This is a genomic window from Janthinobacterium sp. J1-1 (assembly GCF_030944405.1).
Taxonomy (GTDB): Bacteria; Pseudomonadota; Gammaproteobacteria; order Burkholderiales; family Burkholderiaceae_D; genus Janthinobacterium.
Genome location: NZ_CP132339.1, coordinates 51,040 through 65,160, shown reverse-complemented (window position 1 = coordinate 65,160; position 14,121 = coordinate 51,040). Strand labels below are relative to the sequence as shown.

General features: G+C 60.5%; 11 protein-coding genes. 6 read left to right on the top strand and 5 right to left on the bottom strand.

The window, feature by feature from the left end; translation table 11 throughout:
- The first annotated feature begins 36 nt into the window (after positions 1–36).
- Both dinB and Q8L25_RS00245 read left to right on the top strand, forming a co-directional pair.
- The gene (gene dinB / locus Q8L25_RS00250) at positions 37–1,155 is read left to right on the top strand and encodes a DNA polymerase IV (protein ID WP_374694220.1); all 1,119 of its coding nucleotides are present in this window, start codon (positions 37–39) and stop codon (positions 1,153–1,155) included.
- Between the two features lie 117 nt (positions 1,156–1,272).
- Positions 1,273–2,169: a recombination-associated protein RdgC gene (locus Q8L25_RS00245; protein ID WP_308923018.1), complete on the top strand. Its 897-nt coding sequence runs from the start codon at positions 1,273–1,275 to the stop codon at positions 2,167–2,169.
- 69 nt (positions 2,170–2,238) lie between these two features.
- On the opposite strand, the gene Q8L25_RS00240 is transcribed toward Q8L25_RS00245, so the two are convergent.
- On the bottom strand, positions 2,239–2,724 hold the full coding sequence (locus Q8L25_RS00240) for an asparaginase domain-containing protein (protein ID WP_308923017.1): 486 nt from the start codon (positions 2,722–2,724) through the stop codon (positions 2,239–2,241).
- 150 nt (positions 2,725–2,874) lie between these two features.
- Between Q8L25_RS00240 and Q8L25_RS00235 the strand changes: the two genes are divergently transcribed.
- Positions 2,875–3,648, top strand: a complete 774-nt coding sequence (locus tag Q8L25_RS00235; protein WP_308923016.1) for an L-asparaginase — start codon at positions 2,875–2,877, stop codon at positions 3,646–3,648.
- Here Q8L25_RS00235 and Q8L25_RS00230 read toward each other — a convergent pair.
- Entirely contained in the window at positions 3,626–4,651 is a 1,026-nt protein-coding gene (locus Q8L25_RS00230; protein ID WP_308923015.1) for a D-2-hydroxyacid dehydrogenase family protein, read from the bottom strand. The genes Q8L25_RS00235 and Q8L25_RS00230 overlap by 23 nt on opposite strands.
- 305 nt (positions 4,652–4,956) lie before the next feature.
- On the opposite strand from Q8L25_RS00230, the gene Q8L25_RS00225 reads away from it, so the two are divergent.
- Positions 4,957–6,828: a phosphoenolpyruvate carboxykinase (GTP) gene (locus Q8L25_RS00225; protein WP_308923014.1), complete on the top strand. Its 1,872-nt coding sequence runs from the start codon at positions 4,957–4,959 to the stop codon at positions 6,826–6,828.
- A 139-nt stretch (positions 6,829–6,967) separates the two neighbouring features.
- On the opposite strand, the gene uvrA is transcribed toward Q8L25_RS00225, so the two are convergent.
- Complete coding sequence (gene uvrA, locus Q8L25_RS00220; protein WP_308923013.1) at positions 6,968–9,817, bottom strand: excinuclease ABC subunit UvrA; 2,850 nt, start codon at positions 9,815–9,817, stop codon at positions 6,968–6,970.
- A 379-nt stretch (positions 9,818–10,196) separates the two neighbouring features.
- On the opposite strand from uvrA, the gene ssb reads away from it, so the two are divergent.
- Complete coding sequence (gene ssb, locus Q8L25_RS00215; protein WP_065306109.1) at positions 10,197–10,706, top strand: single-stranded DNA-binding protein; 510 nt, start codon at positions 10,197–10,199, stop codon at positions 10,704–10,706.
- A gap of 87 nt (positions 10,707–10,793) precedes the next feature.
- Here the strand turns inward: ssb and Q8L25_RS00210 are convergent, their stop codons facing one another.
- On the bottom strand, positions 10,794–12,125 hold the full coding sequence (locus Q8L25_RS00210; RefSeq protein WP_308923012.1) for a deoxyguanosinetriphosphate triphosphohydrolase: 1,332 nt from the start codon (positions 12,123–12,125) through the stop codon (positions 10,794–10,796).
- A 167-nt stretch (positions 12,126–12,292) separates the two neighbouring features.
- The gene (locus Q8L25_RS00205) at positions 12,293–12,829 is read right to left on the bottom strand and encodes a hypothetical protein (RefSeq protein ID WP_308923011.1); all 537 of its coding nucleotides are present in this window, start codon (positions 12,827–12,829) and stop codon (positions 12,293–12,295) included.
- A gap of 142 nt (positions 12,830–12,971) precedes the next feature.
- On the opposite strand from Q8L25_RS00205, the gene Q8L25_RS00200 reads away from it, so the two are divergent.
- Positions 12,972–14,066: a hypothetical protein gene (locus Q8L25_RS00200; protein WP_308923010.1), complete on the top strand. Its 1,095-nt coding sequence runs from the start codon at positions 12,972–12,974 to the stop codon at positions 14,064–14,066.
- The last annotated feature ends 55 nt before the right edge of the window (positions 14,067–14,121 follow it).

Here is a 14,121-nt window from a genome sequence, read left to right as displayed (position 1 = left end):
ACATCCTCCGCGCGCCGCTGGATCGCGCACCTGGATATGGACGCCTTTTTCGCCTCCGTGGAACTGCTGAAATATCCGGAACTGCGCGGCGAAGCCGTCGTCATCGGCGGCGGGCGCCTGCAGCAGCCGGTCTTGCAGGCGGACGGCACGCGCCAGTACGCCCGCATGCGCGATTACGTGGGGCGCGGCGTGGTCACCACCTCGACCTATGCGGCGCGCGCGTTTGGCGTGTTTTCGGCGATGGGCATCATGAAGGCGGCCAAGCTGGCGCCCGACAGCATCTTGCTGCCGGCCGACTTCGAGGCCTACCGCGAGTATTCGGCCCGCTTCAAGCAGGCGGTGGCGAACCTGGCGCCGGTGATCCAGAACGTCGGCATCGATGAAATCTATATCGACCTGACCGAACATGGCGAAGACGCGCCGGCGTTTGCGGCCAGGCTGAAAGCGGCCGTGTCCGAGGCCACCGGCCTGTCGTGCTCGATTGGTCTCGCGCCGAACAAATTGCTGGCAAAAATCTGTTCCGACCTGGAAAAGCCGGACGGGCTGACGATCTTGCATCCGCAGGATCTGGAAAGCCGCGTGTGGCCCTTGCCGGCCAAAAAGATCAACGGCATCGGCCCGAAAGCCACCGCCAAGCTCGAGGCGATGGGGATAGTCACCATCGGCGAACTGGCGCAGGCTGATCTGGCCACGCTGCGCACCCAGTTTGGCGATGTGTATACGGGCTGGCTGCACCAGGCGGCGCTGGGCATCGATGACCGCCCGGTGCAGACCAGCCGCGAAACCAAGTCGGTCAGCCGCGAAACCACGTTCGAGCGCGACCTGCAGGTGGTGCGCGACCGCGCCGTGCTGTCGGAGAAACTGGAAAGCCTGTGCACGCGGGTGGCGGGCGACCTCGACAAGCAGGCGCTGGTCGGGCGCACGGTGGGCATCAAATTGCGCTTCGAAGATTTCAGTACGGTCACGCGCGATATCACCTTGCCCAGCGCCACGGCGGACGCGGCGGCGATCCTGCGCGCCACCCGCGACTGCCTGCGGCGGGTGCCGTTCGAAAAGAAAATCCGCCTGCTGGGGGTGCGCATTTCCACCCTGTGCGACCCGTCCCAGGCAGCCCGGCAGACGCCGGCCCAGGCCGAGCTGTTCCCCGCCCTGTAGCGCCGGCACCCCTGTATTACCAGCAAAACACCGGACTCTCGTTTGACCGCAGCGCCGGGTCGAAAGTGTAGAATGGCATCCTATTAGCTCCAACGAAACAACCGGAAGACAAAAACTATGTGGTTCAAGAATCTTCAGATTTACCGCCTGCCCGCACCGTGGGCTTACACGCCAGAACAGCTGGAAGAGGCACTGTCCTCGAACAAATTTACGCCGGCCACCAGCATGGACCTGATGCGCCAGGGCTGGGATACGCCACGCCCGAACGGCGGCCTGGTCCACGTGGTCAACAAACAGATGCTGATCCTGCTGGGCACGGAAAAGAAACTGCTGCCGGCCACCGTCATCAACCAGGTCGCCAAGGCCCGCGCCGCTGAAATGGAAGAAGCGCAAGGCTTTGCCCCGGGCAAGAAAGCCATGAAGGAACTGAAAGAGCGCGTGGCCGACGAACTGCTGCCGCGCGCCTTCAGCATCCGCAGCAATGTGTGGACCTGGATCGACCCGGTCAATGGCTGGCTGGTGGTCGATGCGGCCAGCCCGGCGAAAGCCGACGAAGTGATCAAATTGCTGCTCAAGGCCGTCGACAAATTGCCGCTGGAAAGCCTGCGCGTGCAGCGTTCGCCGGTGGCGGTGATGACGGAATGGCTGCAGGCCGACGATGCGCCGGCCGGCTTTACGGTCGACATGGATACGGAATTGCGCGCCACCGGCGAGAGCAAGGCCACCGTGCGCTATGTGCGCCACACCCTGGAAGCGGACGACGTGCGCCGCCATATCGCGGCCGGCAAGCAGTGCACGCGCCTGGCCATGACGTGGAACGACAAGATCTCGTTCGTGCTGACGGAATCGCTGGCGATCAAAAGCATCAAGCCGCTCGACGTGATCAAGGAAACCGAATCGAGCACCAAGAACGACGAAGAACGTTTCGACGGCGACATGATGCTGATGACGGGCGAGCTGAGCAAACTGATGGCCGACGTGGTCGAAGCACTGGGCGGCGAAGCGACGGCGTAAGCGTTGCCGTTACCGTTAGCGTAAAAAAAGGAGCCGCGGCTCCTTTTTTTGTGCTGGATGAGACAGCGCTTACAAGGGCTGGAACACGCCGGCGGCGCGGTTCTTCTGCACATTGTCCCAGGCAAAGATCTGTCCGTTCATCGCCACGTAGACGCCGGCCGGCAGAGCCTGCGCCACGCCGCAGGCAAAGCCCAGGTTGAACAGGGCGTCGGAGTTGGCGATTTCATACGGAATCATGGCGCCCGTCAGGATAATGGTCTGCTGCAACTGCGCCGCGCCCAGCACCTGTGCCGTTTCGCGCATGGTGTCGGTGCCGTGGATGATGACGATGGCTTTTTCATGCGCCGCGCGGCACGAGGCCAGCACGCGCTGGCGGTCGGCATCCTGCATGTCGAGCGAGTCGAGCAGCGGCAGTTGCTCCAGCGCCACCGGCGCCGTCATGCGCGCGCGCGCGATGGCGGCCGGCAAATGACTGTCGGAAAAACCCAGGGTGCCGTTCAATTCATTGTAATGCTTGTCGAAAGTGCCGCCGGTGGCGAGGATGCGCAAGGTCATGATGTGGTCACGATGTCAGTGGAGAATGACGCGCATGATAGCGTGAATGGCGATGCCTGGGCGAGTAAGCTTGTTGACCCGCATCTGGAAAATTCGGCCATCTGTGGGTACACTTGCTTCTTTGCTCCCGCTCCGGCTTGATGATTCCCCATGAAAGCGCTTGCTCCCGGCACCGTCATTTTTCACCGCCATCGCGGTTATGGCGTGATCACGTCCGTCAACTTGCTGACCGGCTGGATCGCCGCGCGTTTCGGCAGCGAAGCGCGCACCCTGGACCTGAACCTGTCCACCGATGACGTCGAATTTGCCGATGGCGAAGCGATCCGCTTTCGCCGCGCGCCGCCGGACCGCATGCCGCATGCGCGCCTGATGGCCATGGTGCGCGAATTGCACCGCGCCGGATATCAAAAGCTGTATCTGTATTCCTGGCCGAAACCGTCGGGCCTGCACTGGCGCTGGCATTTGTTTACCGGGCCGCGCGACTGGATGCAGCGGCCCTGGCGCGAAGGCTGGTATGGCTCGGGTGCCGACTACAACGTCAATCCCGTGATGGGCTGGGGCGATACCCCGGGCGCCACCACCGCCGAGCTGGTCGACGCGCTGGCGCGCTTCGATCCGCAAGGCCTGGCCCAGGCGCTGGGCCGCGATGAAGACCATGCGGCCTGGTTCGCGCAGGTCTGCGACGCCTTGCTGCCCAACTATATGTACAGCCTGGACATGCCGCGCGAACCGGGCGCCCCCCTGCCCGAGATGCCGCCGGTGCCGGTGATTGCCGTGCGCGCCGGCTTGCCGGCTTACGCCGGTCCCGTGCTGGCCTGGCCACCGGGCTGGACCGGCCTGTGGTCGCGCCCGCATGTGCTGCCGTTGCCGCCCGTCAGCATCACGGGCGAGCCGGACCTGCTCAAGGGTTTCCAGCGCTCCTGAACGCCAGCTGGCGCGCATGCGCCAGCACCTCGGGATTGAGCAGGCGCGTGCATTGCCCGCGTTCGAAGTCGACGATGTTTTGCAGGGCATAGCTGAAATACAGCTCATAGCCGTCACGCTCCACGTAGCCCAGGTGCGGCGTGGCCAGCACATTGGGCAGCTGCAACAGCGGTGATGTGGGCGGCAACGGTTCGTCCGTAAACACGTCGAGCGCGGCCGCGCCCGGGCGCCCTTGCGGCAGGGCCGCTTCCAGGGCACCATCGGCCACCAGTTCGGCGCGGCTGGTATTGACGAACAGGGCCGTCGGCTTCATGCGCGCCAGGTCCTGCGCCGTGACGATGCCACGCGTCTTGTCGGACAGGCGCAGGTGCAGGCTGAGCACATCGGCCTGCGCAAAAAAGTCCTCGCGCGACTCGGCCGCCGTGTCGCCGGCTGCCACCGCCGCCGTGCGGCTCGCTTCGCTGCCCCATATCAGCACCCGCATGCCGAACGCGCGGCCATAGCCGGCCACCAGCTGGCCGATCTTGCCGTAGCCCCAGATACCGAGGGTGCGGCCCTTGAGCGCCGTGCCCAGGGTGTTCTGCGCCGGTTCCAGCGAGGCCATCTGCCACAAGCCCTCTTTCAGGTTCTGCGCGTACGGCACGATCTTGCGCTGGGCCGCCATGATCAAGGCCCAGGTCAGTTCGGCCGGCGCCGTGGGTGAGCCGACGCCTTCGGCAATCGCGATGCCCAGCTCGGTAGCGGCGGCCACATCCACATGGCCGCTGACCTTGCCCGTTTGCGACAACAGTTTCAAATTGGGCAGCTTGGCCAGCAGGGCGCGGTTGAAACTGCTGCGCTCGCGTATCAATACCAGGGCGTCGAACGGCGCCAGGCGGATCGCCAGCTGGCCCAGGCCGCGCGCCGTGTTGCTGAACACTTTGACGTCGTGTCCTGCCGTTAATTTGAAACAATCGAGGCCGCGCACGGCATCCTGATAATCATCGAGTATGGCAATTTTCATGGAGGTTGACCGATTTTAATGTGAATTTGGTAGGGAAATAACAGGATACGGGTAATGCCGAATAGCCTACTACATTAGTCGGACTATTCTCCTACATTTTTGCGAGAATAGCGGTTTGACGGGTGTACAATCGCCGACACTTTGCTACATCCTGGTGCATGCACCGCGCGTCCACCAGGCGCAAACACCGCCGCCGGCGCCATGCGCCGCGGCCGGCACGACCAGCCAGACTGCCAGCGTGAGCGCGCCGCGGCAGGGCTGTCTGCCGGAACCACCAGAATTTCTTAATTGGTATTGGAGGTAATATGAATCAGCCCGTCATGGGTGGCGTTGCCACACTCAACGTTCCAGCTTATATTAAACAACAGAAACTGATCAACTGGGTGGCGGAGATTGCCGCGCTGACCAAACCCGATCGTATCTACTGGTGCGACGGCTCGCAGGAAGAGTACGAGCGCCTGTGTGCCGAGATGGTGGCCAGCGGCACCATGAAAAAACTGAACGCCGACAAGCGCCCGAATTCCTACCTGGCCTGTTCCGACCCGAGCGACGTGGCCCGTGTCGAAGACCGTACCTATATCTGCTCGGCAACGAAAGAAGCGGCCGGTCCGACCAATAACTGGACCGAACCGGGCGAGATGCGCCACACCCTGAGCGGCCTGTTCGACGGTTGCATGCAGGGCCGCACCATGTATGTGGTGCCGTTTTCGATGGGCCCGCTCGGTTCGCCGATCGCCCATATCGGCGTGGAACTGTCCGATTCACCGTATGTTGCCGTCAACATGAAAATCATGACCCGCATGGGTCGTGCCGTCTACGACGTGCTGGGCACCGATGGCGAGTTCGTGCCATGCGTGCACAGCGTGGGCGCGCCCCTGGCCGCCGGCCAGGCCGATGTGAAATGGCCATGCAACAGCACCAAATACATCGTGCATTTCCCGGAAACGCGCGAAATCTGGTCCTACGGTTCCGGCTACGGCGGCAATGCCTTGCTGGGCAAGAAGTGCTTCGCCCTGCGCATCGCCTCGAACATGGGCTACCAGGAAGCGCAAGCATCCGCAGACGCACCAGGCTGGCTGGCCGAACACATGCTGATCCTCGGTGTCGAGTCACCGGAAGGCAAGAAGCACTATGTGGCGGCGGCCTTCCCATCGGCCTGCGGCAAGACCAACTTCGCCATGCTGATTCCACCGGCCAGCTTCCAGGGCTGGAAAGTGACCACCATCGGCGACGATATCGCCTGGATCAAGCCCGGCGCCGATGGCCGCCTGTACGCCATCAACCCGGAAGCGGGCTATTTTGGCGTGGCGCCCGGCACCAATGAAAAAACCAATTTCAACTGCATGGCCTCGATGCGTGAAAACACCATCTTCACCAACGTCGCGCTGACCGACGACGGCGACGTCTGGTGGGAAGGCTTGACGAAAGAAGCGCCGAGCCATCTGATCGACTGGCAGGGCAAGGACTGGACGCCGCAATCCGGTACCAAGGCCGCCCATCCGAACGCCCGCTTCACCGTTGCCGCGACGCAAAACCCGGTGATCGACGCCGCCTGGGACGACCCGGCCGGCGTGCCGATCTCGGCCTTCATCTTTGGCGGGCGCCGCTCGACCACCGTGCCTTTAGTGACCGAAGCGCGCAACTGGGTCGAAGGCGTCTACATGGCCGCCACCATGGGTTCCGAAACCACGGCCGCCGCCGTGGGCCAGATGGGCGTGGTGCGACGCGATCCATTTGCCATGTTGCCATTTATCGGCTATAACATGAGCGACTATTTCCAGCACTGGCTGGACATGGGCGTGAAAGTGGGCAAGGTCAACCCGGCCGCGCTGCCGAAGATCTATTGCGTCAACTGGTTCCGTACCGACGAAGCAGGCAAATTCGTCTGGCCCGGTTTTGGCGACAATATGCGCGTGCTGAAATGGATGCTGGAACGCATCGACGGCAAGACGGGCGGCGTGGAAAACCTGTTCGGCACCACGCCCGAATACGGCGACCTGAACTGGGACGGCCTGCCGTTCACGCAAGAACAATTCGACACCATCACCTCGATCGACAAGGCGGCGTGGGTGGAAGAATTGAAATTGCATACGGAATTGTTTGAAAAGCTGGCGTATCATCTGCCGCAGGCCTTGGCCGACAACAAGGCGGCGCTCGAGCAGCGCCTGGCAGGGTAAGAGTTTTAGCAGGGGGAGACGCACGCTGGCAAAGACCGGTGTGTGATACAAAGACACGCCGGCAATGACTGGCGTGCTGAAAAGGGAAACGGCGCGGATTGCATGAGCAATACGCGCCGTTTTTTATGGAGCCGACTGTTTATTGCTTCAGCAGCGGTCCCAGGTATTTGCCCGTCACGCTGGCCGGATTGAGGGCCACTTCTTCCGGCGTGCCGGTGGCGATGATCTGCCCGCCGCCGGCGCCGCCTTCGGGACCCAAGTCGACGATCCAGTCGGCCGTCTTGATCACGTCCAGGTTGTGCTCGATGATCACCAGGGTGTTGCCCTGGTCGCGCAGGCGGTGGATCACTTTCATCAGCAGGTCGATATCGTGGAAGTGCAGGCCGGTGGTCGGCTCGTCCAGGATATACAGGGTGCGACCGGTGTCGCGCTTCGACAGTTCCAGCGACAGTTTCACGCGCTGCGCCTCGCCGCCCGAGAGGGTGGTAGCGCTCTGCCCCAGCTTGATGTAGCCGAGGCCCACGTCGAGCAAGGTCTGCAGCTTGCGCGCGATCAGCGGCACCGGCTTGAAGAATTCATGCGCTTCCTCCACCGTCATGCCCAGCACCTCGGTGATGTTCTTGCCCTTGTATTGCACTTCCAGCGTTTCGCGGTTGTAGCGCTTGCCGTGGCACACGTCGCATGGCACATATACGTCCGGCAAAAAGTGCATCTCGACCTTGATCACGCCATCGCCCTGGCACGCTTCGCAGCGTCCGCCCTTGACGTTGAACGAGAAGCGGCCCGCGCTGTAACCGCGTTCCTTGGCCGTCGGCACGGTTGAGAACAGGTCGCGGATCGGCGTAAACAAGCCGGTATAGGTGGCCGGGTTCGAACGCGGGGTGCGGCCGATCGGTGCCTGGTCGACGGAAATCACCTTGTCGAAATGCTCCAGGCCGCTGATCGAATCGTGCGGCGCCGGTTCCGTCTGCGAGCCGTACAAGTGGCGCGACAGGGCCGGGTACAAGGTGTCGTTCACCAGCGAGGACTTGCCCGAACCGGACACGCCCGTCACGCAGGTCATCAGGCCCACCGGCAGGCTCAACGACACTTTTTTCAGGTTGTTGCCGGTCGCGCCGGTAATGACGAGCTGCTTTTCCGGATTGCTCACATGGCGCTTCTTCGGTACGGCGATTTTCAGCTTGCCGTTCAGGTATTGCGCCGTCAGCGACTTCTTGTTTTTCAGGATGTCCTTCAAGGTGCCTTCGGCGATGATCTCGCCGCCGTGCACGCCGGCGCCCACGCCCATGTCGACGATATAGTCGGCGGTGCGGATCGCGTCCTCGTCGTGCTCGACCACCAGCACGCTGTTGCCGATATCGCGCAAGTGTTTCAGCGTTTCGATCAGGCGGTCGTTGTCGCGCTGGTGCAGGCCGATCGACGGTTCATCGAGCACATACATCACGCCCGTCAGGCCTGAACCGATCTGCGACGCCAGGCGTATCCGTTGCGCCTCGCCGCCCGATAGGGTATCGGCGCTGCGGTCCAGCGACAGGTAGTCGAGGCCCACATTGTTGAGGAATTTCAGGCGCGAAATGATCTCTTTCACGACCCGGTCGGCGATCTCTTTCTTGGCGCCCGTCAGTTTCAGTTTTTCAAAGAAATCGAGCGTGTCGCGCAGCGGCTTTTCCGCCACTTCATAGATCGCGCGCTGCTGCTTGCCGGTGCCGACTTTCACATGGCGCGCTTCCACGCGCAGGCGCGCGCCGTCGCAGGACGGGCAGCATTTTTCATTGATGAACTTGGCCAGCTCTTCCTTGACCGCCATCGAATCGGTTTCACGGTAGCGGCGCTGCAGATTGTTGACCACGCCTTCAAACATGTGTTCCTTGACCACGGTACGGCCGCGCTCGTTCACATAGCTGAAGGGAATCACCTGCTTGCCCGAGCCGTACAGCACGGCTTGCTGGGCGTTCAGTTCCAGCTGTTCGAACGGCATGTCGAGGTCGAACTCGTAGAAGTCGGCCAGGTTCGACAGCATCTGGAAGTAAAACTGGTTGCGGCGGTCCCAGCCCTTGACAGCGCCCGAGGCCAGCGACAGATTCGGGAACGCGACGATGCGTTTCGGGTCAAAGAATTCAATATGACCGAGACCGTCGCATTCCGGGCAGGCGCCCATCGGATTGTTGAACGAGAACAGACGCGGTTCCAGTTCCTGCAGCGAATAGCCGCACTCGTTGCAGGCGAACTTGTTCGAAAATACCTGTTCCTGTGCGGTATCCATTTCGTAGGCCACGGCGCGGCCATCGGCCAGGCGCAGCGCCGTCTCGAAACTTTCCGCCAGGCGCTGCTTGATGTCCTGGTTGACCTTGACCCGGTCGATCACCACGTCGATCGTATGCTTTTCGGTTTTCTTCAGTTTCGGCAGGTCGTCGACTTCATAGATCTTCGCGTCGTGCGTGCCGCTCTGCACGCGAAAACGCACGAAGCCCTGTGCCTGCATCTGTTCGAACAGGTCGACGTGTTCGCCCTTGCGGTTGGCCACCACCGGCGCGAGGATCATCAGCTTGGTGTCTTCCGGCATGGCCAGCACGGCGTCGACCATTTGCGACACGGTCTGCGCGGCCAGCGCGTGTTCCGGATGGTTGATGCAATACGGCGTGCCGACGCGCGCATACAGCAGGCGCAGGTAATCGTGGATTTCCGTCACCGTGCCCACCGTCGAGCGCGGGTTGTGCGAAGTGGCTTTCTGTTCGATGGAAATCGCCGGCGACAGGCCCTCGATCAGGTCGACATCGGGTTTTTCCATCAGCTGCAGGAACTGGCGCGCATACGCCGACAGCGATTCGACATAGCGGCGCTGGCCTTCCGCGTACAGGGTGTCGAACGCCAGTGAGGACTTGCCGGAGCCGGACAGGCCGGTAATCACGATCAGCTTATTGCGCGGCAAATCGAGATTGATATTCTTGAGGTTATGCGTGCGAGCACCGCGAATGCGGATCTGTTCCATGTGATTAGCCTTGCTTTCAGTGGGGTGCGGTGGACCCGTACCGCCCCAAAACGGGCATGCGGCGGGTCAACTTGTTACTATAGCCGGGTTTTGTTGCGCACGCCTGAGGCCGTGGCAAGCGGATTTTGCCGCCTGGCCGGCGTGCGCGGACAAAGGTTGATGCAGATGCGTACAGACGTTTGAACACTGTATATAATACCAGTATTCAAGTTTCTTGTTTTCACCGCTGCTGAAAAAAACGGGACCGTGCCACATCGCTGCATGGCACGACGCACGCGCCTCAATACAAGTCGCCTTGTGCCGGTGAGTCGCTTATAATCGTCGTTTAGTAAAAAATCTAACGCGCGGCACTCCCGCAGCAGTTCAACAGGAGTTATTCATGGCATCAGTCAACAAAGTCATTATCGTCGGCAATCTGGGCCGCGACCCGGAAATCCGCTACATGCCTAGCGGCGACGCGATCGCCAACATCGCCGTGGCCACTTCGTACAAATCGAAGGACCGCAACACGGGCGAACAAAAAGAGTTGACCGAATGGCATCGCATCTCGTTCTTCGGCCGCCTGGCTGAAATCGTCGGCCAGTACCTGAAAAAAGGTTCCTCGGTCTACGTCGAAGGCCGCCTGCAAACCCGTAAATACACGGACAAGGACGGCGTCGAGAAGTACGCAACCGACATCATCGCTGAAAACATGCAAATGCTGGGCGGCCGTTCCGGCATGGGCGGCGACGCCGGTGGCGACGACAGCTACGGCGGCAACAGCGGCGGCTACGACGCCCCGGCCCCACGCCAGGCACCAGCCCCGCGTCCTGCTCCGGCGCCAGCACCACGCCCGGCACCGAAGCCAGCGCCGAACTTTTCGGATATGGATGACGATATTCCGTTCTAAGCTTGTTCAAAGCCAGAAAAACCCTGTAGCGCCTTGTTGGGCTACAGGGTTTTTTCATGTTCACCAAGCTCGGAAATTTTACTGAAGTTACTGTGTCAAGCCGGGCAGCTCGATACCATGCAAACGTCTGAACAGCTTGAGAGCATACGTGTCTGTCATCCCGGAAATGTAATCCGTGGCACTTAACAGCTGCTCATAGCGTGATTTTCCTTTAGTGAATTGGCTAGGAATAATTTCAACGATTTTTTGGTGTGCTTTCGAACGTGTGTCTGGAGCATTGAGCAGGGCTGGGACGAATTTATCCAAAAGGCCGCCAAGAATCTCAAAGCCGGCCGCTTCGATTTGTAGCACTGTAGGCGTGGTGTAGATACGTTCCCGGGAGAGTTTGGAGATTGCCTTCAAATTGGCTGCGTATTTGCACAGACTGACAAGATCGTTTTCAAGTTCGCCATTCATGATGTGTACGTATTGTTGTTTGAATACGTCCACAGTAGCCTCAATCAAGTTGCCTATTGCACGTGCACGCAGATATTCAATTCTGCCGTCATCATCATCAATACGCTCATATGAAGGGCTGGAAGTTTTCCCATCTGGAAATGCGATTTCCCAGAGCAAATTCTTGGCCTGCTCGAACGAAACTCTCCCAACCCTGTGCCCGTCTTCCAAGTCCACCACGTTGTAGCAGATATCGTCTGCGGCCTCCATCAGAAATGCCAACGGGTGTCGGCAATAGGCACCACTATTCTTTTTGATCAGACCTACACCGTTTGCCACAAGTGTGAAATTGTCGGCATCATCGTCGCAATAGCCAAATTTCTTTTCACTGATTTTCTTGGATATGGGCATATCCGATGCCTGCGGATATTTTCCAAAGGATGCCAGGACCGCATAGGTAAGTTGGAATCCACCACGGTTAATTTCATTTTGCAAACGGGTGATCAGACGAAATCCTTGCGCATTGCCTTCAAATTTAAGAAAGTCATTTTGTTGGCGTTTGGAGAGGCCTTCCAAGTATTGTCTATTTCCATCGGAAAACCAGGATTGAATCGCACACTCGCCAGAATGGCCAAAAGGTGGGTTACCGATATCGTGGGCAAGGCAAGCCGCCGCGACGATACTGCCGAAATCCTGAGCATCAAGGGTGATGCCCTTGTTATTCTCAACAATGAAATGGCCACATTGCATGCCGAGTGAGCGTCCTACTGAGGAAACTTCGATGCTGTGCGTCAGTCTGGTGCGGACGTAATCACTTTCAGAAAGGGGAAAAACCTGAGTCTTGTCCTGCAAGCGCCGGAACGCACTGGAGTAGACGAGCCGATCCCAGTCCCTCATATATTCGGTGCGGGTACCTGCCGCAGTGCCATCACCCTCACGTCCAAGACGTTTTGTTGATACAAGGCGCTGCCATTCCATCGTCATCGAGTTCCCCTTTACGGCGAATGTATGTAAATAGCTATCTATGTAATTATCGGCACCAAGTGAAGTTCCATTGGCGTAAGTGCAAGTCTTCAAGATCATGCGGCATAGCAGAGTGATAGGCACGATATTACATTAGTTGCTACGTGTTATCTGCAGCCTATCCTATCTTACAAATGCACCGAATGTTGCTCCGCCGCCCCCATCCGATTGTCCTCGCGCTTCTGCGCCAGCAGATGAGTCATCAGGATCGCCGTCAACAGTTCCGCCTGCGGCGTCGTGTCCAGCAAGTCGATGCTGTGCCGCGTGCGCAAGGTCATGACCTTGGCTTGCGCCCTGGCGATCACCTGGCCATGCCGGGCCAGTTCGAAATCCATGTCGAGCAGGCTGCCGCGCAGCATGGCGCCGTCGAAGCGGCCACCGACGACGGTGATCTGCCGGCGCCAGCTCCACAGCTTGCCGCGCAAGATGAAGTTTTCTTCGTTGGTGCTGACGTTCCAGATCGGCGTGAATGACCACAGCTTGCGCGTGACGGCGGCCACTTCGCGTCCGTCTTGCGTGATGCTCCACGGCTGGCTCAGCCAGCCCCAGCGGGCGCGGCTTTCGTACAGGACGTTGCCGGCGTCGTCGGTGATCTGGATCTTGCCCAGCAGGGACATCAGCTTCCTGGCGATATGCAGTGTCTTCGGGGCGGCGGTGGCAGTCATGGGGGAACCCTGGCGGCGGAGATACTGGCGATTCTACAAGCCTGCCGCAGATATTGCCGGTGTGGCGCGGCACAGCCTGCTATGCGCGAAGGAAACAAGCCCGGTGGTAAGCTGTCTGTTTCCACCATGACAGGAGCCCGGCTTGCAATCCGCATCGATCCACCGCCAGATCGCCTTGGTCAGCTACGGCACGCAATTCCTGCGCGACAAGCTGGCGCTGGACGACTGGTACCGGCACGGCATCTTTTTCGGCGCCCGCCTGCAGTTCCGGCAACTGGCTGACCATGCCCTGCTGGCCGATGATTTCACGTGGTGGCTGGGCATCCTGAAGCAGTCGGGCGCGGCGAGGCTGTCGCTGCACCTGCTGAGCGAATTCGGCATCGCGCCGCCGCAGCTTGTGCGCAGTGGCGAGCATGCGGTGGTGGTGCATTTTCCTGATCGGTACCAGATCTGGGCCGTCGGCGAAGAGCGGCCCGCGTGGCTGACGCATCCCTTGCTGCCGGACGAGCCGGGCATCCCCATCTTTCCCGACGCGACACATTGGGGCGGCGAGATCGACAGCTACTGGTGCGTCGAAGAGCGGGCCGGGCAACTGAACGTGCCAGAGACCCACTGGAAGGCGCTGGCGGACAGCATCGCCACCAATCTCGAGACCAATATTCCATCGAGCCTGGCGCCGGCCGGCCCCATCTTCCTGCCGCGGGAGCCGCCCGCGTCGTGGGCGAGATTTCCGCTGTTCCCCAGCGGCAGCATTTCTTCCCTGGCGCATGCCGTGCTGGCCACCTTGTATAGCGAGCGGGCAAGGTTTGCCAACGATACCCATCCCAAGAACGAAAACAGCTACTACCAGGGATTCGACGAGGCAGGCATCGCGCAAATCGACGACTGGGGCCGTCGTCTCGATGGCTGGATCAGCGAAGTGGAGCTGCGCTGCGCCAATGAATGCCGCCAGAGAGCGTCCAGTCATGACGGCATGCCCTTGCCACTTCCGCCCGCTTCGGCACGTCCGGCGCGCAGCAAGCGTGTCAAGACACGGAAGGAGGAGCAAGCGCCAACCTATGCCGACCCGGTGACGACAACCGGCGGCAAATGGCTGCGCCGCATCGTGTTCGTGGTGGTGCTGGCGGTGGTGTGCCTGCTGCTGCTGGCCTTTGCCCACATTGTTGCCGCCTGGCCCTGGCTATCCGTGGTGCTTGGTTTGCCGTTCGCCATCTATGCCGTGTATGTAAAAGAGTAGCGGCAATTTGCCTTTACTTGACCTGCCTCGCCGTTTGCCACATTCCTGTCCCGTG

What these genes read in the sequence shown, in the direction of transcription:
- Q8L25_RS00240 (WP_308923017.1), bottom strand. Translation starts at nt 2,724, where the DNA reads ATGACCTTGCGCATCCTCGCCACCGGCGGCACTTTCGACAAGCATTAC.
- Q8L25_RS00245 (WP_308923018.1), top strand. Translation starts at nt 1,273, where the DNA reads ATGTGGTTCAAGAATCTTCAGATTTACCGCCTGCCCGCACCGTGGGCT.
- Q8L25_RS00235 (WP_308923016.1), top strand. Translation starts at nt 2,875, where the DNA reads ATGAAAGCGCTTGCTCCCGGCACCGTCATTTTTCACCGCCATCGCGGT.
- dinB (WP_374694220.1), top strand. Translation starts at nt 37, where the DNA reads ATGGACGCCTTTTTCGCCTCCGTGGAACTGCTGAAATATCCGGAACTG.
- Q8L25_RS00210 (WP_308923012.1), bottom strand. Translation starts at nt 12,125, where the DNA reads ATGACGATGGAATGGCAGCGCCTTGTATCAACAAAACGTCTTGGACGT.
- uvrA (WP_308923013.1), bottom strand. Translation starts at nt 9,817, where the DNA reads ATGGAACAGATCCGCATTCGCGGTGCTCGCACGCATAACCTCAAGAAT.
- Q8L25_RS00205 (WP_308923011.1), bottom strand. Translation starts at nt 12,829, where the DNA reads ATGACTGCCACCGCCGCCCCGAAGACACTGCATATCGCCAGGAAGCTG.
- ssb (WP_065306109.1), top strand. Translation starts at nt 10,197, where the DNA reads ATGGCATCAGTCAACAAAGTCATTATCGTCGGCAATCTGGGCCGCGAC.
- Q8L25_RS00230 (WP_308923015.1), bottom strand. Translation starts at nt 4,651, where the DNA reads ATGAAAATTGCCATACTCGATGATTATCAGGATGCCGTGCGCGGCCTC.
- Q8L25_RS00225 (WP_308923014.1), top strand. Translation starts at nt 4,957, where the DNA reads ATGAATCAGCCCGTCATGGGTGGCGTTGCCACACTCAACGTTCCAGCT.